Source organism: Haloferax gibbonsii ATCC 33959, assembly GCF_000336775.1.
GTDB lineage: Archaea > Halobacteriota > Halobacteria > Halobacteriales > Haloferacaceae > Haloferax > Haloferax gibbonsii.
The window spans coordinates 195031-218009 of sequence record NZ_AOLJ01000024.1; the positions used below are offsets into that span (position 1 = coordinate 195031).

The 22979-nt window shown below is 65.4% G+C and carries 25 protein-coding genes; 10 read left to right on the forward strand and 15 right to left on the reverse strand.

Going from position 1 to position 22979, the window contains the following annotated elements; genetic code table 11:
* Nucleotides 1-2: 2 nt before the first annotated feature.
* From C454_RS16320 to C454_RS16340, 5 genes are read right to left on the reverse strand one after another with little or no spacing between them, the layout of a single operon-like run.
* Nucleotides 3-1667 (reverse strand): type II/IV secretion system ATPase subunit, encoded by a 1665-nt coding sequence (locus tag C454_RS16320; RefSeq protein WP_004977357.1) that lies wholly within the window; start codon nucleotides 1665-1667, stop codon nucleotides 3-5.
* On the reverse strand, nucleotides 1668-2417 hold the full coding sequence (locus C454_RS16325; RefSeq protein ID WP_004970800.1) for an ATPase domain-containing protein: 750 nt from the start codon (nucleotides 2415-2417) through the stop codon (nucleotides 1668-1670). It abuts the gene before it with no gap.
* On the reverse strand, nucleotides 2414-2863 hold the full coding sequence (locus C454_RS16330) for a CARDB domain-containing protein (protein WP_004977358.1): 450 nt from the start codon (nucleotides 2861-2863) through the stop codon (nucleotides 2414-2416). Before C454_RS16330 ends, C454_RS16325 begins: the two co-directional genes overlap by 4 nt.
* The gene (locus C454_RS16335; RefSeq protein WP_004977359.1) at nucleotides 2864-3301 is read right to left on the reverse strand and encodes a fla cluster protein FlaF; all 438 of its coding nucleotides are present in this window, start codon (nucleotides 3299-3301) and stop codon (nucleotides 2864-2866) included.
* The gene (locus C454_RS16340) at nucleotides 3285-4724 is read right to left on the reverse strand and encodes a flagella accessory protein C (RefSeq protein WP_193363463.1); all 1440 of its coding nucleotides are present in this window, start codon (nucleotides 4722-4724) and stop codon (nucleotides 3285-3287) included. The genes C454_RS16335 and C454_RS16340 overlap by 17 nt, the downstream gene beginning before the upstream one ends.
* Before the next feature lie 294 nt (nucleotides 4725-5018).
* Here C454_RS16340 and C454_RS16345 point away from each other — a divergent pair, with 294 nt between their 5' ends.
* Complete coding sequence (locus tag C454_RS16345) at nucleotides 5019-5759, forward strand: RAD55 family ATPase (protein ID WP_004977361.1); 741 nt, start codon at nucleotides 5019-5021, stop codon at nucleotides 5757-5759.
* 330 nt (nucleotides 5760-6089) lie between these two features.
* On the opposite strand, the gene flgA2 is transcribed toward C454_RS16345, so the two are convergent.
* From flgA2 to C454_RS16360, 3 genes are all read right to left on the reverse strand, one after another.
* The gene (gene flgA2 / locus C454_RS16350; protein WP_004977362.1) at nucleotides 6090-6734 is read right to left on the reverse strand and encodes a flagellin A2; all 645 of its coding nucleotides are present in this window, start codon (nucleotides 6732-6734) and stop codon (nucleotides 6090-6092) included.
* Between the two features lie 10 nt (nucleotides 6735-6744).
* Nucleotides 6745-7386 (reverse strand): flagellin A1, encoded by a 642-nt coding sequence (flgA1, locus tag C454_RS16355; protein WP_004977363.1) that lies wholly within the window; start codon nucleotides 7384-7386, stop codon nucleotides 6745-6747.
* Between the two features lie 213 nt (nucleotides 7387-7599).
* The gene (locus C454_RS16360; RefSeq protein ID WP_004043733.1) at nucleotides 7600-7938 is read right to left on the reverse strand and encodes an ArsR/SmtB family transcription factor; all 339 of its coding nucleotides are present in this window, start codon (nucleotides 7936-7938) and stop codon (nucleotides 7600-7602) included.
* A 132-nt stretch (nucleotides 7939-8070) separates the two neighbouring features.
* Here C454_RS16360 and C454_RS16365 point away from each other — a divergent pair, with 132 nt between their 5' ends.
* The 6 genes from C454_RS16365 to C454_RS16390 all read left to right on the forward strand — a co-directional run bounded on the left by C454_RS16365 (nucleotide 8071) and on the right by C454_RS16390 (nucleotide 13041).
* Complete coding sequence (locus C454_RS16365) at nucleotides 8071-8748, forward strand: DUF7500 family protein (protein ID WP_004977365.1); 678 nt, start codon at nucleotides 8071-8073, stop codon at nucleotides 8746-8748.
* A 150-nt stretch (nucleotides 8749-8898) separates the two neighbouring features.
* Entirely contained in the window at nucleotides 8899-9267 is a 369-nt protein-coding gene (cheY, locus tag C454_RS16370) for a chemotaxis protein CheY (protein WP_004043735.1), read from the forward strand.
* Nucleotides 9264-10451 carry a chemotaxis protein CheC gene (locus C454_RS16375; RefSeq protein WP_004977366.1) on the forward strand — a complete coding sequence of 396 codons (1188 nt, stop codon included), beginning with the start codon at nucleotides 9264-9266 and terminating at the stop codon, nucleotides 10449-10451. Before cheY ends, C454_RS16375 begins: the two co-directional genes overlap by 4 nt.
* A 23-nt stretch (nucleotides 10452-10474) precedes the next feature.
* The gene (locus C454_RS16380) at nucleotides 10475-10984 is read left to right on the forward strand and encodes a chemotaxis protein CheD (protein ID WP_004977367.1); all 510 of its coding nucleotides are present in this window, start codon (nucleotides 10475-10477) and stop codon (nucleotides 10982-10984) included.
* Nucleotides 10985-11295: 311 nt separating this feature from the next.
* A complete protein-coding gene (locus C454_RS16385) occupies nucleotides 11296-11856 on the forward strand; it encodes a FlaD/FlaE family flagellar protein (protein ID WP_004977369.1) in 561 nt (186 codons plus the stop codon).
* 105 nt (nucleotides 11857-11961) lie between these two features.
* Nucleotides 11962-13041, forward strand: a complete 1080-nt coding sequence (locus C454_RS16390; RefSeq protein ID WP_004977371.1) for a hypothetical protein — start codon at nucleotides 11962-11964, stop codon at nucleotides 13039-13041.
* A gap of 57 nt (nucleotides 13042-13098) precedes the next feature.
* Here the strand turns inward: C454_RS16390 and C454_RS16395 are convergent, their stop codons facing one another.
* On the reverse strand, nucleotides 13099-15225 hold the full coding sequence (locus tag C454_RS16395) for a histidine kinase N-terminal 7TM domain-containing protein (protein ID WP_004977374.1): 2127 nt from the start codon (nucleotides 15223-15225) through the stop codon (nucleotides 13099-13101).
* Between the two features lie 326 nt (nucleotides 15226-15551).
* On the opposite strand from C454_RS16395, the gene C454_RS16400 reads away from it, so the two are divergent.
* Complete coding sequence (locus C454_RS16400; RefSeq protein ID WP_004977375.1) at nucleotides 15552-16007, forward strand: FlaD/FlaE family flagellar protein; 456 nt, start codon at nucleotides 15552-15554, stop codon at nucleotides 16005-16007.
* 24 nt (nucleotides 16008-16031) lie between these two features.
* Here C454_RS16400 and C454_RS16405 read toward each other — a convergent pair whose 3' ends face one another.
* On the reverse strand, nucleotides 16032-17174 hold the full coding sequence (locus tag C454_RS16405) for an acyl-CoA dehydrogenase family protein (protein WP_004977376.1): 1143 nt from the start codon (nucleotides 17172-17174) through the stop codon (nucleotides 16032-16034).
* A gap of 180 nt (nucleotides 17175-17354) precedes the next feature.
* Here C454_RS16405 and C454_RS16410 point away from each other — a divergent pair, with 180 nt between their 5' ends.
* Nucleotides 17355-17792 (forward strand): universal stress protein, encoded by a 438-nt coding sequence (locus C454_RS16410; RefSeq protein ID WP_004977377.1) that lies wholly within the window; start codon nucleotides 17355-17357, stop codon nucleotides 17790-17792.
* A gap of 39 nt (nucleotides 17793-17831) precedes the next feature.
* On the forward strand, nucleotides 17832-18629 hold the full coding sequence (locus C454_RS16415) for an RIO1 family regulatory kinase/ATPase domain-containing protein (protein WP_004977379.1): 798 nt from the start codon (nucleotides 17832-17834) through the stop codon (nucleotides 18627-18629).
* Nucleotides 18630-18665: 36 nt separating this feature from the next.
* Here the strand turns inward: C454_RS16415 and C454_RS16420 are convergent, their stop codons facing one another.
* The 5 genes from C454_RS16420 to C454_RS16440 form a co-directional block, all read right to left on the reverse strand.
* Nucleotides 18666-19208 carry a cupredoxin domain-containing protein gene (locus C454_RS16420; protein WP_004977381.1) on the reverse strand — a complete coding sequence of 181 codons (543 nt, stop codon included), beginning with the start codon at nucleotides 19206-19208 and terminating at the stop codon, nucleotides 18666-18668.
* Nucleotides 19209-19338: 130 nt separating this feature from the next.
* Nucleotides 19339-20073, reverse strand: coding sequence for an ABC transporter ATP-binding protein (locus C454_RS16425; RefSeq protein ID WP_004977382.1), 735 nt, complete (start codon nucleotides 20071-20073; stop codon nucleotides 19339-19341).
* Nucleotides 20070-20876 carry an ABC transporter ATP-binding protein gene (locus tag C454_RS16430; RefSeq protein WP_004977383.1) on the reverse strand — a complete coding sequence of 269 codons (807 nt, stop codon included), beginning with the start codon at nucleotides 20874-20876 and terminating at the stop codon, nucleotides 20070-20072. Before C454_RS16430 ends, C454_RS16425 begins: the two co-directional genes overlap by 4 nt.
* Nucleotides 20873-21997: a branched-chain amino acid ABC transporter permease gene (locus C454_RS16435; RefSeq protein WP_004977384.1), complete on the reverse strand. Its 1125-nt coding sequence runs from the start codon at nucleotides 21995-21997 to the stop codon at nucleotides 20873-20875. The genes C454_RS16430 and C454_RS16435 overlap by 4 nt, the downstream gene beginning before the upstream one ends.
* A complete protein-coding gene (locus C454_RS16440) occupies nucleotides 21994-22935 on the reverse strand; it encodes a branched-chain amino acid ABC transporter permease (protein WP_004977385.1) in 942 nt (313 codons plus the stop codon). Before C454_RS16440 ends, C454_RS16435 begins: the two co-directional genes overlap by 4 nt.
* Nucleotides 22936-22979 lie beyond the last annotated feature (44 nt).

A 22979-nucleotide genomic window follows, 5' to 3' on the forward strand; every position in this document is an offset into this window, starting at 1 on the left:
CGTTACACCCTCGCCATGTCGAACGGCAGTCCCTCGACGCCGTCGCGCTGGTAGTCCTCGATGAGTTCGTTCACCTCGTGGTAGCCGAGGACGTTCTCCTGAATCGCCCGGCGGACGAGTTCGGCGCGGAACTGGATGTCGTCGTATATCTTCCGCGTGTCGTCGTAACCGAGGAGCGTCGCGACCTTCTGTTCCATGATGAAGGAGTTGTTCATCCCCTGGAAGATAATCTCGTCTTGGACGGGGTCCCAGTAGAACGCCTCGCGGGTGACGACGCCGCCCATCTCCTTCGAGTAGCCCTCGATTTCCTGCACGCTCGTCACCCGGCGGAGGATGTCGTTGCCCCGGCGGACGCGGTTCTGGAACAGCGCGATGTCGCAGTTGTCCATGAACGTCTCGGGGACGTTGATGGGGTCGCCGGTGAAGCGCTGAATCATGGAGACGATGTCGGACGCGTGGAACGTGAGCATCACCGGGTGACCGGTCTGGGCCGCCTGGAACGCCATGCGACCCTCCTCACCACGGACCTCCCCGACGATGATGTAGTCGGGGCGAGAGCGCAGCGCGGCCGCGACGAGGTCGAACATGTCGACTTCGGAGTCGGAGCCGCGTCCCTCGCGGGTGAGGAGTTGCTGCCACGTGTCGTGCGGCGGGAGCACCTCGGCGGTGTCCTCCGCGGTGTATATCTTCGAGTCCTGCGGGATGAACGAGAGGATGGCGTTGAGCGTCGTCGTCTTCCCCGACGCCGTCTCACCGACCACGAAGATAGTGCGTTCGTTCTCCAGCGCGATCCAGAGGTACGCGGCCAGTTCGGGCGAGAGCGTCCCCCACTTGGCGATTTGGAACACCGAAAGCGGCACGTCGTCGCCCTGACGGATGGTGAGCGACGACCCCTTCAGCGACACGTCGTCGGAGTAGATGATGTTGATACGCGAGCCGTCGGGGAGCGTGGAGTCCACGATGGGGTGGGCGTCGGAGACGGGGTCGCCGATGCGTTCGCCCATGTTGCGGAGCCAGTTATCGAACTGCTCCGTGCTGTCGAACTCGACGCTCGTCTCCAGCAGGCCGAACGTCCCGTGGTCGACGTCGACCTGGCTGGGGCCGATGACGTGAATGTCCTCGTTCTCCGGGTCGCGCATGATGGGTTCGAGCGGCCCGAGACCGACGATGTCGCGGACGAGTCGGTACTGTATCTTGTCGTAGGTCGTCTGGGAGACCTCGATGCCGGCCACGTCGAGCCGCTTGGCAACCGAGCCGAGCGGCCCGCGGTCGTCGCCCTCGATGTGGACGATTTCGGAGAGCAACTCCTCGATTCGCTCTTCGTAGTCGGCGCTTTCTTCGGGCGCCGGCTTCGAGACGCTGCGTTCGAGCAGTTTGTCCTTGACCCGGCCGAACACCTCGAGCTCGTCGTCGTCCATCTCGGGTTCGATGGTGTAGTACTTCGTCGTCTCGCCGAAGTTGCCGTACACCTGGCAGAACACGGGGCCGCCCAGCGGGTAGATGATGTTCGGACGCCGGGACTCGTAGTCGCCCGGCTCGTCGACGAGCATCGGGAACTCGCCGGTGATCTGTCGGAACCGCTTGAGGTGGTCCCGCAGGTGCGGCCACTGCATCGCGAGGCGCTTGAGGTCGTCCGACAGCCTGGCGGAGCCGTGTTCGCTCGCCATCTACGCCACGCTCCTCGATTCGATGACGAGCCCGATTCCCGACCGGACCGAGAAGCCGACGCGGTCGCCGACCTGCTGGCCCATCCCCGCAAAGCGCTTCACGAAGATGTTCCGTCGGACGTCGTTTCCGACCTCCACCATCTCCAGTTCGAAGTAGACGTCGGCGATAGAGCGGAACGGACCGATAGAGCCCTCGTCGACCGACGACGGGTCGACGGTGATGATGATGGTCTTGCCCTTCGTCGTCAGCTCGCGGAAAAACGAGATGATTTCGAGGGCGGCCTGCCGCTCGTCGTTCTGCCGGACCAGCGCCTCGAACTGCGGGTCGTTGCGCAGGATGGCGTCGAACGTGTCGATGATGATGACGTCGGCGTCCCAGAGCGTCTCGGCGTCCATCAGCCGGCGGAGGAGCTGCTTGCGCTCCTTCTGGCTGCTGCCGCCGGAGAGCGCGCCGCTGCTGTCGATTTCGGCCTGTAAGAACAGGATTCGCTCGTCGAGCAGATGCTTGACGATGTCGTACGAAAGCGAGTGCATCTGGTCGAGGAAGCCGCGGACGCCCAGCTCGGTCGAGACGAGCGTCACCACCGTTTCCTCGTCGCAGAAGCCGTAGCTGAATCGCTGCGACAGCACGCTTTTTCCGGCGCCGTAGTCCCCTTCGATGAGGACGATTGCACCCTTGGGGATGCCGCCGCCGAGTTCCTTTTCGAGACGGTCGTGCCCGGATAGCCCGAGAGAGAATTGACTGCTCATGATACGCGGAATTCGAACACCTCTTCGTCACCGTCGACGACGACGGTCATCCGGTAGTCGCCCGAGCTCAACGCGATGTCCGTCACCGTGAGTTCGATGACGTTGCTCGGCCGCCACTCGGTGCCGTCGACGACGTTCACCGTGACGTTGGTCTGATACTGTCCACCGACGATGATATCGAAGCCGCCGCTGGTCGCTGGGAGCGTCCTGAGGCCGGTGTTCTTGACGTATATCGAGAGGTTGTCGTTCGCACCGTCGTAGACACCCGCCTGCGGGTCGCTTATGACTTCGATGTCGGTTCTGATCTCCGTGCTCACGTCGCCGCCGCGCTCGTCGAGCGAACTGCTGATGCCGGTCACGGTGTCGATGAGGACGCCCGAGACGCCGGCGGCGACGACGATACTGGCGATGAACAGGATGAGGCTCGGAACGGAGATGTCTGCCATTTAGTTCACCGCCCCCGTGGCGGCGACGCCGCTTCCGGTAACCACTTTCACGCGTGCGGGCGTGGGCTCGGCGTCGACGACGAGACTGAGGTTCTCGCCGGCGTACCAGAGGTCGGTTCCGGCGTCGCCGTCGACGGTCGCGTTGGCCGCCGGCACGTCGACGTAGGTGTTGTCGACGAGCAGGGTGGTCTCGCTCACCGAGAGCGTCTCCGAGCCGGCGTTCGTCAGGTTCACCGTGAGGCTCTCGTTGCCCGCGTCGTAGGTCGCGTTCGTGACGGCGATGTCCGTGTTCGTCCGTTCGAGGGCCCGCTCCGCGTCGGCGTCCTGCGCTTCGAGCACGTTCTCCGACGCGTTCGACGTCGCTGTGTACAGCGTCCCCGTGGCGACGAGGACGCCGAGGAAGATGACGGCGGTCGAGCCGCTAACACCGAATCCCATCGAATCTCCTCCCGTAGGCGACTAACTCCTCGTACAGTTGGCCCCGCGGGACGTCCTCCGCGAGCCGGCAGACGTACGCGAGGCTCGTCTGGTGGTCGTCGATGCGGAGTTCGCCCCCGTCGGCGTCAGCGACCGACGGCGCAATCTGTCCGACGTGGGCGTTCAGTTCGCTCTCGACGGCGCGCGATATCCAGTCCTGCTCCCGATACTGGCGGAGCGCGCGCGACGCGCCGAGCGCGCCGCCGACCGCGACGAGGTGTTCGACCCATTCGAGGACGAGTACCTCGGAGACGTAGTTCGACGGGAGAGCCGCCAGGTAGGCGTCGGACTCCTCGACCGCCGCGGACGGCTCGGGTTCGGCGGCCGCGTCGTCCTCGTCGTCGTCCGAAAGCTCGTCTTTGGCCATCGCCGCCGTGGCGTACTCCGCCTCTAGCTCGTCGAGCGTCTTGCGGACGTCACCGTCGGCGTCTTCGACCTCGGGTTCGTGTTCGGGCTCTGATGGTTCGTCGCTCGGGTCGTCGGTCTCGTCGGCGACCGCTTCGAACTCGTCTTCGATGCCGCCGACCGGCTCGTCTTCGAACCCGTCTTCGAGGTCGACCGCCGCGTCGGCGAGGTCCGTTTCGGCGTCGTCCGCCTCCATTTCGTCCGCCTCTGCTTCGTTCGCCTCCGCTTCGTCTTCTTCGTCCCAGCCGCCGCCCTCCTCGTACTGCTCTTTGAGGTCGTCGAAACTCGCGCCGCCCGCGGCACCCGAGTCGTCGGCTTCGTCGGCCTCTTCGTCGCCGTCGTCGAGGGCGTCCGCGGGGCTCTCGCGCTCCGCTTCCGCGAGTTCGTCTTCCGCGGCGAGTTCCGCTTCCTTCGCGCCCTCCTCGGCGTCGAGTTCGCCGAAGTCGTCGTCGAAGAACGACTCGGCGTCGGCGTTCGCCACCTCGGGGTCGAGGTGCTCTTCGTCCTCGGCTTCCGCCTCGAAGAGCCCGAACGCTCCGCCGCCGTCGAGGCCGCCCATCTCGCGGGCGTCGTCGACGAACGGGTTGATGCCGCGGGTGACCATCTCGTAGATGTCGAGCAGTTTTCGAATCGTGTCGTCGAGCTCTTCGACGGTCTCACCGATCTGTTTGTTCTCTTCGCGGACGGTGTTCATCCCCGACGAGATGGCGCTTACTTCGTTCTCGAGTTCGCCGACGCGATCTTCGAGCTCTGCGAGTTCCTCGCTGTTGTCGTCGTCGAATCCGCCGAAATCGTCATCGTCGAATCCGTCGTCGAGGTCGTCGCCGAAGTCACCAAACTCGTCGGAGAGGTCGTCTATCCCCTCCTCGAATCCAAGTCCATCGTCTGATGACATGTGTTGTTCTTCCGTCTCCGTTTCGTCCCCGGCGTCAGCCGTGTCTTCGTCGTTCTGCCACTCCATCATGCTCGCAGCGAGCACCTCCGTACCGTTCGCGGGGCGCTTCGTTCGAGCGACGGCCTGTCACCCGGCCGAGCGGCGGACCGGCCGGGGCGGTCCGACGGACTCGGGGGAGCAGGTAACATTGGTGCAAGGTACGTAAGTCGGTACAAGAAAGTTCCCGTCCCGTTATCAGTCGCGATATTTTAGACGTTCGGAATTTTCGCCCGTCAAGTATGTAATAAAAGTCAGACGGCGCCGTAGCGGCGGTAAGAAGAATTATCCGGCGTCGGCACGGACGTTCTTCCGACAGCCAACACACGTTCCAACACAATCATGACAGAACTAGTCAAGACCGGTGTCGAAGGACTCGATTCCATCCTGAACGGCGGTATCGTCAAGAACGCCGCGGTGCTCATCAGCGGAAACCCGGGGACGGGAAAGAGTATCCTCGGCCTCCAGTACCTCTACAACGGCGTCGACCAGTTCGACGAGGGCGGCCTGTATCTCACCTTCGAGGAGACCGAAGACGACATCCGCGAGGCGGCCGAGTCCATCGGCTTCGACCGCTGGCACGAGTACGTCGAGTCCGGAGATATCAAGGTTTACGACAAGCGGACGCTCCTCCGCGACGGTGACTTCTCGACGACGCTCGACCGCATCCTCGGCGACCTCCAGGACACCAACTACGACCGACTCGTCCTCGACTCGCTGACGATGTTCCAGCTGTTTTTCGACGACGAAAAAGAACAGCGCCAGTACCTCCTGAAGTTCATCGACATCCTGAAGGACAGCGGCCTCACCTCGCTTCTGACCACCGAGCAGTCGGCCATCTTCCCCGAGACCGACATCGGCCTCGAGAACTTCCTGACCGACGGGAACATCTACCTCATCCAGAGCCCCGCGGGCGCGACGAGCAACCGCTACGTCTGGGTGGCGAAGATGCGCAAGCAGAGCATCAAGAACTCGATGTTCCCGCTGGAAATCGCACAGGGCGGCATCAAGATATACGAGCAGGCGGCCGGGTTCTCCATGGTCGGGGAGTCGCCGCCGTGGTTCGGCGAAGAGACCGAATAACCGCGGACTCGGCGGCGAGCGACCCCGGTCCCGACGGTTCCTTTTCTGTCTTCGCCGAATCGACTGTTCTGACGTCCCCGGACGCGGAGCGCGCGCCGCGCTCGTCAACTTCGCCCGGGGTCATTCGCTGTAGACGTATCGGCTCGCCTCGCCTCTCTGGCCGTCTCGACTCGACTGTGATAGTTGTCTCCGAGCGAGGTCGATGCCGGCGTCTGAGAGCGTTGCCGTCTCAGTCCAATCGCTCCTGTGTGCGCGGTGTCTACGGACGCACGACAGCGCCGCCGCTCGGCGGCTGAGGTCGATAAAATGAACGGAAAGCGTGAAGTCGGGTTACAGTTCGACCGGTTCGCCCTGCGTCTTGCCCGCGAGCTGCTGGGGCATCGTCAGGATGACCTGCGTCGTACCGCCCGTGCGGGAAGTGATTTCGAGGGTGACCTGCTCGCCCGTCGAGAGGCCGCCGACGAGGTCGGTCTCGTCACCGTTGCTGTCCTCGATGGCGGCGGTGTCGATCTTGACCTCGTAGCGGTCGTTCATGCTGTTGAGGACACCGAACGAACTGTCGTCGTCGGTGACCTCGGTGAGACCGAACTCATCGGCGTCGGGGTTCGGCTCCGTCCCGTCGCCGTCGTACTGCGTCTGGTTAGTCAGAGTCTCGACGCTGTCACCACTGAGGTACTTAATCGAGGTCTCGTTCATGTCCACCGCGTCCGAGCCGGCCGCCAGACGAACGGTGAGCGTGATGTTGTCGATGTCAGCCTCTCCGCCGACCGTTCCGTGCGTGTTGAGGACTTCGACGCGGTTGGTGACCTTGTTCACGGACTGCTCACCGGCGTCTTCGGCAGTCGCCTGCAGGAAGCCGGCCGTGTTCACGAGGACGCCCGCCGCGATTGCGGCGACCAGAACCATCGCGATGAAGACGATGAGCGTACCGATACCGACCTGACCGCGGTCGTCGTCAGTAATCTTGTTAAACATATGAATCTCCTTAGAGCGCGATCGGGTCGTTGTCGTCCTTACCCGCGAGCTGCTGGGGCATCGTCAGGATGACCTGCGTCGTGCCACCGTTGCGGCTGGTGATGTCGAGCTTGACCGTCTGGCCCGTCGCCGTTCCGTTGGCGGAGGAGCCTTCGACCGTCGAGGTGTTGATGACGATCTCAGCGCGGTCGGACTGCTCGTTGAGGACCTCGAACGAACCGTCGCTGTCCTCGAGGACGCCCGCGGTGAAGTTGTTCCCCGTCGTCAGGTTAGCGGGGTCTGCGGTGTCAGCGTTGTTGACGGTGTCGTTGTAGGTGAGCGTCCGCGCGGTCGTCTCACTCAGGTACTTGACCGTCGTGTCTTCAAGAGAGACACTTCCGGAACCGGCCGCGAGGCGGACGGTCAGGAAGACTTGGTCGACCGTGCGTTCCTCACCGGACTGGTTGACCAGCCCGTGCGCGTTGACGACGTCGACGCGGTTGGTGACCTTGTTCACAGATTGCTGTCCAGCGTCCTCGGCGGTAGCTTGCAGGAAGCCAGCCGTATTCACGAGGACGCCCGCCGCGATTGCGGCGACCAGAACCATCGCAATGAAGACGATGAGGGTCCCGATACCGACCTGACCCCGGTCTTCTTTGATGTTTTCGAACATGGGTTTCGTGGGTTTGGTCCCACACTCAGCGGGGAGCGGGGAACCGTCACTCGTCAACTTGGAGAGGTGCTACATAACGCTACGGCCCCCAATATCAAGAATGATATCACACGGCCGGTACGTCGATAAGTAAACTTCTTCGCACGCTCACGCGAGACGCTAGTCGACACTTACCTCAGGAAATATAAGAAAAGAGTCCGGAGCCGGAGCGGTTCAGTCCTGCGTAATCTTCCGCCACACGTCGTCGAGTTTGTTCTTCACCTCCGGGCGCTCGGTGACGCTGACCGTGTAGTCGTCGCCTTCGAAGCGGACGACGATTTCGTCGACTTCGCGGCGGTAAACGTTCGTCCGGCGGTGCTCGTCGGAGAGAACCCGGTCGTGAAGTTCGAGGAGGCCCGCCGCCGTCAGTTCCTCGATTCGGCGATAACAGGTCGCGATGGGGATATCCAGCATCTCGCTGAACTCCTGTGCCGAGTGCGGTTCGTCCGCGGCACGGAGGATATCAGGGTTGTATTCGTTCCCCAGTGCGGAAAGGGTCCTGTCAGACTCCATAGATGGAAATTTATCGGAACGCACCGCTTGTCAATGTGTTGGTTGTCTCTCTGCCACGTTCTCAGTCATAGTAGTGAGTCTGCCACGCCCGGTGACGATGGGATTATATGCCACGGCACCGAGCATTCGCCGATGGACGACGAGGACGAACGTCCTCCCAATCACCCGCGGGAACAGGGTGTCGTCGGGGCGGACGAACTGGATATCAGCCGCGACGAGCACGTCGCGGCGCTCGACACGGGCCGGTACGTCATCTCGACGGGAGAAAACAGGCCGCCCGCGCCGGTCGACGACGGGGGCAGTGACGGTGACGGTGACGGTGACGACCGCCGACCGCCCGGTCCGGACGGAGCGACCCAATCCGACTCCGAGCCGACCGGCGAGCGAGGAGAGAGCGACCGGAACACCGGCGCTCCCGAACTCGTCCTCCCGAAAGACCCGAAAAAACGGGCCGTGCTCGCCCGCCGGCTGCTCGCAGAGCGCGTCGGGGCAGTCAACGCGGACCACGCGCTCGTCACCACTGCCCTCGTCGATGGCGAGGTAACCCGCCACGAGACCGTCTCCGACGACGTGACCGAGGTCGTCAACTCGTTTCTCTCGTGGTACGCCGACGCTGTCGGCAGCCCCGATACGCCGCCCGACGAGGTGCTCGGCATCCTGCTTTTAGCCTCGGAAGTCCAGGTCACCTATCCCGGTCGGGCCGTCGAGGCGCTCGCGACCGCGAACGGACTCGACCGCGACGACAGTATCGGTGACCTCCTCGACGCCGTCGAAGAGACCGGCGCTTCGTTCCCGCCGCGTCGACGATGATGCGACGGTGACAGGTTCCGGTTCGAGCATCGGAGCTCCCGAATCTCCGGGCGACACGATGTGACGCGGGCGAATCGCCCGTCCAATGCCGTATCATCCTTGATAATGGGGAGGAAGGGTTTATGGTGTGATTTTCGGAAATCTGGAGGTATGGCAAGCAAGGTACTGGTCGTGGACGATTCTGCGTTCATGCGGAACCTCCTCAAACAGCTCCTCGAGGGTGAACACGAAGTCGTCGGCGAGGCCGAAAACGGGGTCGAAGCGGTGGAACTCTACCGCGAACTCGAACCCGATGTCGTCACGATGGACGTCGTGATGCCGATTCGAAACGGCATCGAAGCGACGTCCGAAATCAAGTCGCTCGACGCCGGCGCATCGGTCATCATGTGCACGTCGGTCGGACAGGAAGAGAAGATGCGCGAAGCGGTCGAAGCGGGGGCAGACGGCTACATCACGAAACCGTTCCAGAAGCCGAACGTGCTCCAGGCTATCGCCGACGTGATTCAGGCAGAGGCATGAATCTCGACGTCCGGTCGCTTCGCACGTTCAGTCGGCTCGCCCACTCGGGCGCGGAGAAAGCCGCGGGTTCGCTGACCACGCTCGCCGGCATCGACACGTACGTCAACGTCACCAAGGTGGAACTCGGGACGAAGGCGGACGTCGAAAACGAGTTCGCCGAGCGCGACCTCGTGAGCGTCCACATCGGCTTTTCGGGCGGGTTGGACGGCCACACCGTGTTGGCGTTCTCGCCGGAGTCCGCAGAGCGTCTGGTCGACGCGCTGATGCCGGGTATCAACGCCACCGACGCCGAGGGTGAACTCGCCGAGAGTAGCCTGAAGGAGGTTGCGAACATCATGCTCGGCGGCTTCATCGACGGCTGGGCCGACTACCTCGACACCACCGTCGACATCACGACGCCGACCTACGTCGACGACGAAAACGACGGCCCGCTCGACCACGTCGACGCCGAGGGGTTCGAGAACGGCGGCGACGACGAGCACGTCCTCGTCTTCCGTAACCAGTTGGAGGCCGCGGACAACGCCATCGAGTTCGACCTGTACATGGTGCCGACCGCCTCGTCCATCGGGACCATCGTCGAGGCGAGCGGCGAGGACGGCGCGCTCCCGGTCGAGTCGTTCGCCGCCTTCTCCGAGATGATAAACGACGGCGCGAACCAGGCCTCGGAAGACATCACGGCGATGACGGGCATCGACACGACCGTCGAGGTGAGCCGGCTGAGCTTCGTCCCCATCGAGGGCGTCCCCATGTCGTTGACCGACGCGGTCCGCCGCGGCGTCGTGTTGGAGTTCAGCGGGACGCCGAGCGGTTACATCGCCATCCTCTTCGACGAGCCGTCGGCAGAGAACATCGCGAGCAGCCTCCTGCCGGGCATGGAAGGCGACGAGGCGATGCGCCAGAGCGCGATTCAAGAGATTGGCAACATCACCACCTCCGGCTTCCTCGACGGCTGGGCCAACGCGCTCGAGACGACCATCGACATCTCGCCGCCGAAGCACGTCCACGACATCGGGTCGGCCATCATCGACCCGCTCGCGACCGACCTCGCGCAGTCTCAGGAGTACGCGTTCCTCATCGATTCGACCATCCGGACGGACGACGACGAGTTCACCTGCGACATCTACGCGCTCCCCGACGAGACGGAGCTGCGCAAGGCGCTCAGGAAGCTCTCTCCCGCCGCGTGAACCCTCCGTAGAGGCACCCAGTAATGCAAGTATACACCACGGACACGCCCGCGGCTCGCTCCGGTCGAATCAAGGTCGGAATCGCCGATTACGCCGTCTCCGGCGACGAGAGCACGCTGACCACGAGCGGTCTCGGCTCCTGTATCGGCGTCGCGTTGTACGACCCCGAGACCGGCGTCTCCGGTCTCGCACACGCGATGCTCCCGGAGGCGGACGACGGCAGCGAGCCGGCGAAGTTCGTCGACACCGGCATCGAGCTCCTGCTCTCGGAGATGCGAGCCGCCGGCGCGGACATAGACCGCGTCGTCGCGAAAATCGCCGGGGGAAGCACCATGTTCGACTTCACCTCGGCCGACGGCGACGGCAGTATCGGCGATAGAAACGTCGCCGCGACGCGAACGACGCTCGACGGGTTCGGCATCGACGTCGTCGCCGAAGACGTCGGTGGCTCCCACGGCCGCTCGTTGGAGCTCGACAGCCAGACCGGCGACCTCCGCGTTCGGAGCGCGAAGAGCGGCAACCACGTTCTCTGAGGGCGTCACCGGCCGAAGTTCGGCTCGACGACCGTCTCTCCTGTCTCTCGGCCGTCTCAACTGCGTCGAGCGCCGCCCGCGAGCAGGGAACCGAAAGCGGCCGACGCGTGAGAACCGACCGAAGCCGGTTCGACTCCCCATCCGAGATATCAGTTCTGATAGCGCCTCGAATAGATTTATGTCGCCTCCTTCGAATGCTTTCACCGAAACGGTACGATATCGCGTGTGACACCGCGGACAGCGCTCCGCGCTCTCCGCCGCCCTGAGTCGGGGGACTCGGGGGAGTCGTGCCGTCCCCAACGAGGTGACCTATGTACTTGGACCCGGACGAATACGACCCAGACGAACTTCGACGTATCGCGCGTGACGCCCCACGGCCCAGACGGAACGGTGACGGCCGGTTCGACGACAGCCGATTCGACGACGGCAGATTCGATGACAGCCGATTCGATGACGGCCGGTTCGACGACCGGAGTCCGTTCCGGTTCGACAACCCGCTTTTCGACCGGAGCCGACAGGAGGCGTCCGAAGCCCTCCGGTCGAGCCAGCTCGAACACCTGCTCGTCCACCAGTCTCGCGACGAGGAAGACGGCGTCGAAAAGCCGTACCTCCGCTCGCTGCCGGACAAGTACGGCGCGGAACGCGTCGTCTTCGACTGGCTCGAGTTCCTCGTCCTCAAGGGCGGGTTCAAGCGGGCGATGGACGCCCTCCGGTACTACCAGACGGTCGACTGGGTCACGCCCGGCGTCGAGGAGACGCTCCGGGACTACCTCCTCGGGTTCTCCGCTGACGTCGACGAACCGACCGACCTCGACGTCGACGACCACCTGCTGAGTCTGGTCTACGTCGCACGTCTCTCCTCGATGGTGTGACGCCGACCGACGGGTCTCGAATACGGTCTCTCCTTCCGACAACCGAGTGTATACCATGACTGCGCGAACCACCCGCCCGCCGAGTCCGAACCGAGTTGATACCGCATGACGAACGACGCAGCCGCCGCTACCGACGCTGGTGTGACCTCCGAGTCCGACGAGACCGACGTGCCGACGGCCGTCGGCGTCAAGTTCGGGAGCGCCCGGACGGCGCTCGCCTTCGACGACGGCGACGCGGCGAGGACGGTTCACCTCCCCTCGCGCCTGACCGACGGCGAAGACGCGCCCGCCGGCGACGAGGGCGTCCACGACGGCGGAGAGACAGTCCGGGAGTCGCCCGAGCGAGTCGAGTTCATGCTCCGCTCGGGCGTCCCGGCGACCGCCCGCGACGCCGAGTCGTTCGAGCGGTTCGTCCGCGAACTCTGCGCGCGACACGACCTCCCCGCCGAGAGCGCCGTCGTGTACGCGATGCCGACCGTCGACGACGATGTCGGCCTCGCGAACTTCGGCACCGCGGTCGGCGAGTGCGGCATCGGTGAGGCGCTCGCGCGAGGCTTCCCCGAATCGCTGTGCGCGTCGATTCCGGCGCTCGGCGACGGAATCGAGGCGGTCGACGAGGTCTTCGTCGCTCTCAACCTCGGCGCGACGAACCTCGAAGCGTGCGCGTACCGACGCGGAGAGCGGTTACTCCCGTTCGTCTCCGCGGAGGCGTCCGGCGACCGCGTCGACCGGCGCATCGCCGAGGCGGTCGAAGCCGAGACGGGCGGGCGAGTGACGATCGACCCCGCCACCGCCCGCGAGTACAAGGAGACCCGCGCCGACTTCGGCGGGTTCGACCCCTTCACCGACGCGGTCGAACGCGGGAGCGAGGGCGCACACGAGTTCACCGTCGAACGGGGCGTGATGGAGCCGTTGGACGAGTATCTCGACGACGTGGTCGCCGAGCTCTGCGATTTCTTCTCGCGACTGGCGAGCTCGCACATGAAAACCTATCAGCTCGCTCGCGCACGCCCGCTCGTCGTCTCCGGCGGGATGGCGTGCATTCCCGGACTGGTGGAGGAACTCGAAGCGCGTCTCGCCGCGGAACTCGACCGCCCGGTGAGCGTGGTCGTCCCCGACGACCCGGTGACCGCCGCGGCCGAGGGCGCACACAGACTCGCGGTGCGGCTCCGCGACGCGGCCTGAACGCTCGGCTCTCGGGTCGTCTCGTTTTCTGTTCGACTCACCCAGTCGCTGCGTAACTCAGTCCGTCTCCGACTCGGTCGCCACCGTTCCGCCGTCGCCGACGGAGACCGCTCGGTCGGCGCTCCGGAGGCCGACGATTGCGACGGTTCCCCTGGGGTCGTTCTCCGCGAACCGGAGCCGACCGTTCGAGCGGTCGATTATCCACTGGACCAACCAGAGCCCGAGCCCGCTGATGTGTTGGAGCGGCGTCTCGGTCCCCGATTCGAGGACGGAGAGCTCGGCGTCGGGGACGCCCGGCCCGTTGTCGGCGATTCGAATCTCCACGTAGTCGGTCGAGGTCGCCCTCCGCTCGACCGTGACGCCGACTTCCGGAATGACGCGGTCGTTGTGTTCGAGCGCGTTGTCGATGAGGTGTTTGATGGCCGATTCGATGAGGTCGTCCGCCGAGACCCACATCTCGTCGGGGAGGCTCCGGTGGACGATGGCCTCGGGGTAATCGGACTCGATGTCGTCCAACTGCGCCTCGATGCGCTCGACGACCTCGACGGGTTCGATTCCGGACGACCCGCGGGTCAGCGTCGTGTCGATGTGGCGAGTCTGCTCGCCGAGTTCGACCAGCGACGACGCCTTCCGCTTTATCGTTCGGGCGTGGTCTTTCGACTCGGCGGGGATGCGCTCGTCGAGGAGGAGGTCCGCGTGGCCGAGGATGACGTTCATGTCGTTTCTGAGGTCGTGTCGAAGGACGCGATTCAGCACCCGGAGGCGCTGTTCGTAGCGATGGCGACTGGTCACGTCCCGCGAGTTCAACACGACGCCGTCGACGGCGGGGTCGTCGAGGAGGTTCACACCGACCGTCTCGAACCGCCGCCACACGCCGTTCTTGTGGCGGATTCTGAACTCCGAGCGCACGGGAGAGTCGCCGGCTATCACCTCGTCGAGGCAGCCGGCGACCCGCTCTCTGTCTTCGGGGTGGACGAGGTCGAGCACCGACTCGCCGACGAGCGCGTCGGTCTGATAGCCGAGTACCTCGGTCATCGAGGGGCTCGTGTAGGTCCGTTCGCCGTCCTCGTTGAGGACGGTAATGACGTCCCGGGAGTTCTCGATGAGCGCGCGGAACTCCTCTTCGGTGTGCCGGCGCTCCGTCACGTCGTAGAAGACGAGCAAGAGTGCGCGGTCGTGCGTCTGGTCGCCGACCGCCTCGGAACGGATCTCGAAGTAACGACAGGTGCCTCCGTCTTCGACGACCGCCTCAGCCCTGTCTCGACCCTCCAGAACCGTCCGGACCTCGGCCGGAACGCGAACGCTTTCGAGGACCGACTCGCCGATGCACTCGTCGACCGGCCGCTCTAGGAGCTCCGAGGCGGCACCGTTCGATTCGACGATTCGGTCCTGTTCGTCGAGGACGACGACTGCGTCCCGCATCTCCGAGAGAATCGCGTCGCGGGCGATGGGTGTGATGTCGAACAGCTGGTGTCTGAAGAGCGCCCAGAGCACGACGACCGAGCTGACGCCGATAGAGAGGGGAACCGGGTTGATTCGAATCGGGAAAAAGAACTCACCGGCGAGTGCGGCGAGAGGTATGAGACCGGCGACGACGAGGAACCCGGCCTGTCGTCGATGGATGCTCGAACTCCGGAGATACGTCTTTCCGATGACGGTCAGCCCGGTGAGGGCGACGCCGGAGCCGTAAATCACGTGTACGACGAAGAGGAGTTCCGGACCGGGTGGGACGAGAAGGTGCAGACCGGCTCCTCCGGAGGTGTCCGGTGCGCTGGCCGCCCAGAGGTCGAGCGAGGACCCGAGGAGTCCGTGGGAGTGGTTCGTCAGCGCGAGGGCGATTGCGACGGCGGGCTCGACGGCGAGGAAGCCGACCATTCGGGTGGTGAGCAGTTGGTCCTCGCCGGCGTAGACGAGGGCGAAGATGAGCCATATCGTGGGGAGGACGGCCGCGCCGGCCCACGCCAGATACGCGTAGAACAACTCGGCACCCGGCGTCGTCGCGAGAAAGGCGAAGCCGTACGCGGTGGCCCAGATACTTCCGGAGAGCGTCAGGAGCGCGAACGGGAGGCGGACCCGCCGAGAGTAGAGTCGGAACCGACCGAGGACGACGAGCGTCACGACCCCCGCGAGGATGCCCGCGGCGAACAGCGCGTACGCGTACGGGAACTGCCCAACGCTGGTCATGAGTTGGTCGTGGTGCGCATCTGTGAGTCTCTGGAACTATTCTTTCCGATGAGTGTCACATCGGAGCGATATCAAACGTGTATCCGTTTCTGAACTTAAGCGGTTCGCCCTCTCTATCAACGCTGATACTTGGTTTCGGTTGAGAGACGAGCGGCCGGTTCGAGCGCCTCGTACGCCTTAATAAGGCCTTCATTCTCTGAATGGTCGGTTACATTATCAGAGATAACATCACGAGTAACGCCGACGGTTCTCGCGCGGCGCAGAAATGTCGATATTCGGACGTTCGCCCGAACGCTTAATTCGGATGGATGCACACGCAGGGATAGATGCCGCGCGAGTCACGTCGTCCCAACGTCGCCGAAGGCCCGAGCGGACCCGGACCCCGTCGGGACACCAGCGACCGGTCGTTCGACTGGGTCGACGCGCCGACGAATCGGACGTGGAGCGACGTGGCCCACGAGCGCCTGCTCGCGACGACCGCGGCGGTCACGTCGGACGGCGAGCCGTTTCTCGACGAGGTTCCGCGGACGCCGCGGGCCGAGCGGGTGCTCCTCGAGTGGTGCGTGCACCTCGTCGAGCGATTGGGCGGCCGCGGCGCGCTGGAGATGGCGTCGTACTACCGCGATATCGGCTGGATCGGCGACGGCCCCCACGACGCGATTCGCGAGCGCGTCGTCTCTTTTACCGTCCCCTCGGACTTCGAGGACGCGCCGACCGAAGAGGACCACGTCCGCAGTTTCTCGTACGTCGCCCGGCTGTCGGTGATGGCCGACTCGGAGTGAGAAGAGGACGGCTTCGACGAGTCCCTAGAGTCCGAGTTCGCGACCGATGATGAGGTGTTGAATCTCGCTCGTCCCCTCGCCGATTTCCATGAGCTTCGCGTCGCGGTAGAACCGCTGGGGGGCGAAGTCGGTCGTGTACCCGTAGCCGCCGAGCACCTGCACCGCGTCTTCGGCGACTTCGCGGGCGGCCTCCGAGGCGTCGAGTTTCGCCAGTGCGGACTCTCGACTGACCCGCTCGCCGGCGTCGTACCGCGTCGCCGCCTTGTGGGTGAGCAGTCGCGCGCGCTCGGTCTTGCGGTGCATCGAGACGAGTTTGTCGCGGATGGCGTCGAACTTCGCAATCGGCCGGTCGAACTGCTCGCGCTCTTGGGCGTACGATTTCGCGTGGCCGTACGCGCCCTCGGCGAGTCCCACCGAGAGCGCCGCGATGGAGATGCGGCCGCCGTCGAGCGTCTTCATCGTCTGCTTCCAGCCCTCGCCCTCCTCGCCGAGAAGTCGGTCTTCCGGAACCCAGCAGTCGTCGAAGGAGAGCTCGCAGGTCGGCGAGCAGTTGAGGCCCATCTTGTCCCACTCGGTCGTCACCTCGAAGCCGTCGTCGTTCTCCGGGTCGACGATGAACGTCGAGATGCCGTCGTAGCCCGCACCGGGGTCCGTGACGGCCTTCACGAGGACGGAGCCGGCGACGCTCGCGTTCGTGATGAACTGCTTCGTTCCGTTGATGACGTAGCCGTCGCCGTCCCGCTCCGCGACGGTGTCCATGTCGCTGGCGTCGCTCCCGGAACCGGGTTCGGTCAGGGCCCAGCCGCCGAGGTACTCGCCGGTCGCGAGCGGCGTGAGCCAGCGCTCCTTCTGCTCGTCGGTGCCGAACAGCTCGATGGGCTTCGACGCGAGGCTGACGTGGGCGGCGTACGACAGGCCGATACCGCCCGAGACGCGACCGAGCTCCTCCACGACGAGGGCGTACATCAGCTGGTCGCCGCCGAGGCCGCCGTACTCCTCGTCGATGGGGACGCCCATCACGTCCAACTCGGCCAACTGGTCGAATACCTCCGCGGGGAATCGGTGTTCGTCCTCGATGTCCTGCGCGATGGGGGCGATTTCTTCCTCGCAGAACTCGCGGACGGTGTCGCGAATCATCCGGTGTTCGGCCGGGATGTCGAAGTCCATGCGACCAACTATCGCCGTGTCGGACATAAACTAATCGAACGACCATGAAGGATTGTGCCGTCGCGGGCGGCGAAGCGGGGGCGGCCGACCGGTTTCGGACCGACCATTCCCGGCTGGTCCGCTCTCACCGCGTGGGAATAGGCGTCCGGGTCTTTTTGCGCCGCGGTCCGAGGCTCTCGTATGTACTCCCACATCCTCTTTCCGACCGACGGAAGCGACTGCGCCGACGCCGCCTTGGACCACGCCATCGAACACGCCCGCACCTACGACGCGACGCTCGTTGCGCTCTACGTCGCCGACGTGCGCGAGGTCGGCTACGCCGCGCCCGCGCTCTCGCTCGAACGGGTCCGAGAGGCGCTCCTCGAAAGCGGCGAGCAGGTGTTAGACCGCGTCGCCGAGACGGCCCGCGAGGCCGGCGTCGAGGTCGAAACCGTCGTCACCGAGGGCACCCCCGCGAGCGAGATTATCCGCCACGCCGACGAGCGGGACATCGACCTCGTCGTGATGGGCACCCACGGCCGAAGCGGCATCGACCGCTATCTCATCGGCAGCGTCGCCGAGCGCGTCGTCCGCGGCTCCGACGCACCCGTGTTGACCGTCCGACAGGAATCGGCGTAGGCCCACGAGGTTAAGCCGCCCCTCGTCTTACGGGGGTGCATGGACCTCCGTCGGCTCGTCCGCGGCCGCCTCGGGTGGCCGCGTCTGGAGACGGTCGCCCGCGAACTCGCCCGGCGATACGACCGCGACACCCTCCACATCCGATTTCTCGAGGCGGACAACTGGCTTTCGACCCCGATGGTCGTCGACGACGAGTGGTTCGTGAAGGTCATCTCCAAACAGAACTCGCTCGTCCACGCCGTCTTCACGACCGGGCGGAACCTCGGCGCGTTCTCCAGCGGGACGGAGGGTTTCTTCGGCCACTTCGGGACGCCGCTCGAGATGGCCGAACACGAACTCGAAGCGACGAAGCGACTCCGAAACATCGGCCTGCAAGCGCCCGCGCCGGTCGAGGCGTTCGAGGTTGACGGCCTCGGCGTCCTCGTCCTCGAATACCTGCCGAACTTCCACACCCTCGACACCGCCCCGCGGGAGGAGGTCGAACGGCTCGCGCCCGAGCTGTTCGCGGCGCTCGCGGAGATGCACGACAACCACCTCGCCCACGGCGACCTCCGGGCGGAGAACGTCCTCGTCCGCGAGGACGGCATCTACTTCATCGACGCGACGAACGTCAACGACGAGGGGATGCGCGACGCCCGCGCGTACGACCTCGCCTGCGGGCTGGCGGCGCTCGAACCGCTCGTCGGTCCCAAGAAAGCCGTCGCCGCGGCGCTCGACTCCTACGAGGTGAACGCGCTCTTGGACGCCGTCGATTTCCTCGACTTCGTCAACATCCGGCCCGACCACGACTTCGACGCCGCGTCGCTCAAAGGCGAGATAGAAAAGCACGCGGCGTAGCTGTCTCCGGTTCCCCGTGTCCCGACGTCCTCCGACTCACTCGCAGGGGAGCGTGCCGTCGTAGTTCGCGTCGCCGACCACGACGACCCCGCACATCGCCTTCGAGCCGTGGACGCCGCAGTCGTACTGGTAGACGCCGGGGTCGTCGAACCGGTAGGTGACCCGCCCGTCGCGGCCGACCGTCTCGGACTGAAACGACCAGTCGGCCGCCGCGTCGTCGAGGCTCGCGGCGCGGACGTTGTGCCGAAGCGCCTCTCTGTTCTCCCACGTGACCGTCGTCTCCGACTCGACCGATAGCCGCATCGGCGAGAAGGCGACGCTCTCCATGGTGACGAGCGGGTCGGACCCGTCGTCCGACGCCGGTTCGCTCGTCGGCGTTGGCGACTCGGTCGGTGTCGGCGTCGCCGTCGTGTCCGGCGACGTGGCCGTCTCCGGAGACGCCGTCGTCGCGGTTGTGGTCGCGGGCCCAGTCGGCTCCGTCTCGTCGTCCGTCTCTCCAGCGTCGTCGCCGGTACAGCCGGCGAGCAGTCCGAGTCCGGCGGTCGCGGCGGCGAGGGCTCGTCGTCTCGTGAGTCGCATACCGGTGGTCGGGCCACCCGAAGAATAAGCGATGTCCCAAATTCCGCCCGACTGACGCCCCATCCCGCCGGGAACGGCGGGGGTCGTGGGCGGACCGCAGTTCAGCGGGAGTTCGGACGCGAGTCGCGGGCTACTCGCCCTCGACGCCCTCGTAGTCCGCGCCGCCCATGTAGAGCCGCGAGACTTCGGGGTCGTCGAGGAGGCCGTCGGCGTCACCCTCGTAGGCGACGGTCCCCTGGTCGAGGACGTAGCCGCGGTCCGAGATGCCGAGCCCCTCGCGGGCGTTCTGCTCGACCATCAGGACCGCCGTCCCGAGTTCGTTCACCTTCTTCACGTCCTCGAACACCGACTTGACGATGTTGGGCGCGAGGCCCGCCGAGGGTTCGTCGATGAGGAGCACCTCGGGCTCCATCACGAGCGCCCGGGCGAACGCGAGCACCTGCCGCTGGCCGCCCGAGAGCGTCCGCGCCTTCGCCGAGCGCTTCTCGTCGAGAATCGAGAACTGGTCGTACAGCTCGTCGATTCGCGCTTGCAGGCCGCTCTCACGGGCGACCCCGCCCATCTTGAGGTTCTCGTCGATGGTGAGAGACGAAAAGACGTTGTCCACCTGCGGGACGTAGCCCATCCCGACGCGGACGAGGTCCTCCGGCTCCTCGCCGGTGATGTCCCGCCCGCTCAGTTCGACCGTCCCGGTCCACGGCTTGAGGAGGCCGAACACCGTCTTGAGGACGGTCGACTTCCCCGCGCCGTTCGGCCCGATGATGCAGACGATTTCGTCGGATTCGAGGTGGAGCGTCAGGTCCCGGAGGACCTGCACCTCGCCGTAGCCGCTGTCGACGCCCGAGACGTCGAGTGCGCGCTTCATGGGCCGGCCCCTCCGAGGTACGCCTCGATGACGCGGTCGTCCGAGCGGACTTCGTCCGGCGAGCCCTCCATGAGCACCTTCCCCTGGTCGAGGACGATGATGGGGTCTGCGAGGTCCATGATAAACGGCATGTCGTGTTCGATGATGAGGAAGGTCTGACCCTCCTCGTTGAGTTCGCGGATGAACCGCTTGATGTCGTTCGCGAGCGTCGGGTTGACCCCGGCGACCGGCTCGTCCAAAAGCAGGATGTCGGGGTTCGTCGTGAACGCCCGCGCCAGCTCGACGAGCTTCATCTGCCCGCCGGAGAGGTCGGTCGACGGCTGGTCGATGAGGTGCCCGATTTCGAACCGTTCGAGCAACTCGCGCGTCTGTTCGATGTTCGCCCGCTCCTCTTCGGTGACGTCGGAGCCGGAGAAGAAAAGCGAGAAGATGGACTCGCCTTTCTGCGGCCCGGGACCGACGAGCATCGCCTCGCGGACGGACATCCCCTCCAGCCGTCGGGGCGTCTGGAAGGTCCGAACGAGCCCTTTTCGGGCGCGCTCGTGCGGTTCGAGGTCGGTCACGTCCTCGCCGTTGACGGTGACGTGACCGGCGTCGTTCTCGTAGAAGCCGGAGATGAGGTTGAACAGCGTGGACTTGCCCGCGCCGTTCGGACCGATCATCCCGGTGATAGTCCCGCGTTGGACCTCGATGGAGACGCTGTCGGTGGCGACGAGGCCGCCGAACGCCTTCTCCAAGCCGGTCGTCTTCAGGACGACGTCCGACTTATCGAGGCGGGCACCCTCGTACGCGTCGTCGTTCATCGGTCGTCACCCCCGTTCGAGGAGGTGCCACCGTCCGGGGCGGCACCCGACGCGGACGCGCCGCCGGCACCGCTCCCGTCGCGCGCCGCCGGCCAGATGAGTTCGTCCTTCGGCGGAAGGAGTCCGTCCTGCCGGAAGCGCATGATGAGGATGATGAGCCCGCCGACGAACAGCAGTCGAAGCGGGGCCAGGTCGACCCCGAGCGTCTGGATGAACCCGATGTCGTTGAGGAAGCGGGTCCCCTCGCGGATGGCGATGACGACGGCCGCGCCGACGACCGCCCCCCGGTTCGACCCGGTCCCGCCGAGGATGACGGCGATCCAGATGTAGAACGTCGTCAGGGGAACGAGGTCGGAGGGGTCGATGTAGAGGTTCAAGTGGGCGTAGAACGCCCCGGCGATGGCCATGATGACCGAGCCGATGACGAACGCCTGCATCTTGAACTGGTAGGTGTTTTTGCCGAGCGCCTTGGCGAGGTCCTCGTCGGACCGGATGGTCCGGAGGACGCGGCCCCACGGCGACCGGTGGACGCGCCGGAGGAACAGGTAGACGACAGCGATGAGAAAGACCACGACGGCGGCCGTCGTCGCGGCGTCGGTCAGCGGCAACCACGACAGGAGTTCCGGGATACCGCTGATACCGCTCGACCCGGCGGTCCACTGGTCCTCGTTCAGGATGATGGCGCGGATGACTTCGGCGAGTCCGAGACTGGCGATGGCGAGGTAGTCCTCGCGCAGGCGGAGCGTCGGGATGCCGATGAGCACCGCGATGAACGCGCTCACGACGATGGCCGCGAGGAACCCGAACACCGGGTGGAGTCCGAGTCCGAGCGGGGAGTTCGGCGCGGTCAACAGCGCGGCGCAGTAGGCACCGATGCCCCAGAACGCCGCGACGGAGAAGTTGATGAGCCCGGCGTAGCCCCACTGGACGTTGAGTCCGAGCGAGAGCAGGGCGTACATCCCGACGAGCGCGATTTGGAACAGGAGGAACCGCGGCCCGATGACGCCGGTGAGGACGCCGACGACGAGCAGCACCGTGATGAGTCCGAGCGTCGCGAAGATGCGCCGCTCGGTCGCGTCGCGGACGAGCGTCTCGCTCACCCACGAGGACACGGCGCTCATCCGCTATCACCCGCGATTCCGCTCGGGCGAACGAGCAGGATGGCGACCATGATGACGAACGCGACGGCCGCGGCGTACCGCGAGCCGACCGGGATGATTCCCCACTGGTTGAAAAGCGGAACCAGTTCGTGGACCATCCCGATGACGAGGCCGCCGAGCATCGCGCCGTAGACGGAGCCGATGCCGCCGAGGATGACGGCGGCGAAGATGATAAGCAGGATGTCGAAGCCCATGCGCGGGCGGACGAGTTCCTCTAACCCGAGGAAGACGCCGCCGGCCGCGGCGAGCGCGCCGCCGATGAGCCACATGGCGAAGATGACCTCTCTCGTCCGAATCCCGCTGACGCGCGCGAGGTCCGCGTTGTCGGCGGTCGCGCGCATCTTCCGGCCGAGGGTCGTCCGCGTCAGCGTCAGGTGCAACGCCGTCACGAGGACGACAGTGAGCATCACGACGACGAGGTTGCGCGGCGTGACCGCGATGCCGAGCGTTTCGCGGACCCACGGTATCGGTCCCTGTCTGGGCACGCCGTAGCGCTCCGGCTCGGTTCCGAACGACAGGAACACGAGCGCGCGATAGACGAGCGCGACCCCGATACTGGAGATGAGCAGGCCGATGGAGTCGGACCCCTTCACCGGTTGGTAGACGACGCGGTCGGTGATGACGGAGATGACCGCCGCCGCGCCCATGCCGAACGCGAGCGCGAGGAAGAACCAAAGCGGCAGGCCGAACACGCCCGCGTCGCCCAGCATCGGTCGGAGGAACCCGACCGAGAACAGCGCGGAGAACGCCCCCACGGTCATGAGGTCGCCGTGGGCGAAGTTCGCGAAGTCCGCGATGCTGTAGACGAGCGACAGCCCGATGGCCGCGAGGACGATGATGCTAGAAAACACCACGCCGTTTGCGACGTACTGGAAGGGGCTGACTTGGAGCGGTATCACGGCTCGGTGGCCCCCCGAAGGGTCGTTCGGCGTCCGTTCCGTGC

Bases quoted from the DNA above. Each gene is read 5' to 3' on its own strand.
- C454_RS16320 (WP_004977357.1), bottom strand. From the start codon at position 1,667: ATGGCGAGCGAACACGGCTCCGCCAGGCTGTCGGACGACCTCAAGCGC.
- C454_RS16325 (WP_004970800.1), bottom strand. From the start codon at position 2,417: ATGAGCAGTCAATTCTCTCTCGGGCTATCCGGGCACGACCGTCTCGAA.
- C454_RS16330 (WP_004977358.1), bottom strand. From the start codon at position 2,863: ATGGCAGACATCTCCGTTCCGAGCCTCATCCTGTTCATCGCCAGTATC.
- C454_RS16335 (WP_004977359.1), bottom strand. From the start codon at position 3,301: ATGGGATTCGGTGTTAGCGGCTCGACCGCCGTCATCTTCCTCGGCGTC.
- C454_RS16345 (WP_004977361.1), top strand. From the start codon at position 5,019: ATGACAGAACTAGTCAAGACCGGTGTCGAAGGACTCGATTCCATCCTG.
- flgA2 (WP_004977362.1), bottom strand. From the start codon at position 6,734: ATGTTTAACAAGATTACTGACGACGACCGCGGTCAGGTCGGTATCGGT.
- flgA1 (WP_004977363.1), bottom strand. From the start codon at position 7,386: ATGTTCGAAAACATCAAAGAAGACCGGGGTCAGGTCGGTATCGGGACC.
- C454_RS16360 (WP_004043733.1), bottom strand. From the start codon at position 7,938: ATGGAGTCTGACAGGACCCTTTCCGCACTGGGGAACGAATACAACCCT.
- C454_RS16365 (WP_004977365.1), top strand. From the start codon at position 8,071: ATGGACGACGAGGACGAACGTCCTCCCAATCACCCGCGGGAACAGGGT.
- cheY (WP_004043735.1), top strand. From the start codon at position 8,899: ATGGCAAGCAAGGTACTGGTCGTGGACGATTCTGCGTTCATGCGGAAC.
- C454_RS16375 (WP_004977366.1), top strand. From the start codon at position 9,264: ATGAATCTCGACGTCCGGTCGCTTCGCACGTTCAGTCGGCTCGCCCAC.
- C454_RS16380 (WP_004977367.1), top strand. From the start codon at position 10,475: ATGCAAGTATACACCACGGACACGCCCGCGGCTCGCTCCGGTCGAATC.
- C454_RS16385 (WP_004977369.1), top strand. From the start codon at position 11,296: ATGTACTTGGACCCGGACGAATACGACCCAGACGAACTTCGACGTATC.
- C454_RS16390 (WP_004977371.1), top strand. From the start codon at position 11,962: ATGACGAACGACGCAGCCGCCGCTACCGACGCTGGTGTGACCTCCGAG.
- C454_RS16395 (WP_004977374.1), bottom strand. From the start codon at position 15,225: ATGACCAGCGTTGGGCAGTTCCCGTACGCGTACGCGCTGTTCGCCGCG.
- C454_RS16400 (WP_004977375.1), top strand. From the start codon at position 15,552: ATGCCGCGCGAGTCACGTCGTCCCAACGTCGCCGAAGGCCCGAGCGGA.
- C454_RS16405 (WP_004977376.1), bottom strand. From the start codon at position 17,174: ATGGACTTCGACATCCCGGCCGAACACCGGATGATTCGCGACACCGTC.
- C454_RS16410 (WP_004977377.1), top strand. From the start codon at position 17,355: ATGTACTCCCACATCCTCTTTCCGACCGACGGAAGCGACTGCGCCGAC.
- C454_RS16415 (WP_004977379.1), top strand. From the start codon at position 17,832: ATGGACCTCCGTCGGCTCGTCCGCGGCCGCCTCGGGTGGCCGCGTCTG.
- C454_RS16420 (WP_004977381.1), bottom strand. From the start codon at position 19,208: ATGCGACTCACGAGACGACGAGCCCTCGCCGCCGCGACCGCCGGACTC.
- C454_RS16425 (WP_004977382.1), bottom strand. From the start codon at position 20,073: ATGAAGCGCGCACTCGACGTCTCGGGCGTCGACAGCGGCTACGGCGAG.
- C454_RS16430 (WP_004977383.1), bottom strand. From the start codon at position 20,876: ATGAACGACGACGCGTACGAGGGTGCCCGCCTCGATAAGTCGGACGTC.
- C454_RS16435 (WP_004977384.1), bottom strand. From the start codon at position 21,997: ATGAGCGCCGTGTCCTCGTGGGTGAGCGAGACGCTCGTCCGCGACGCG.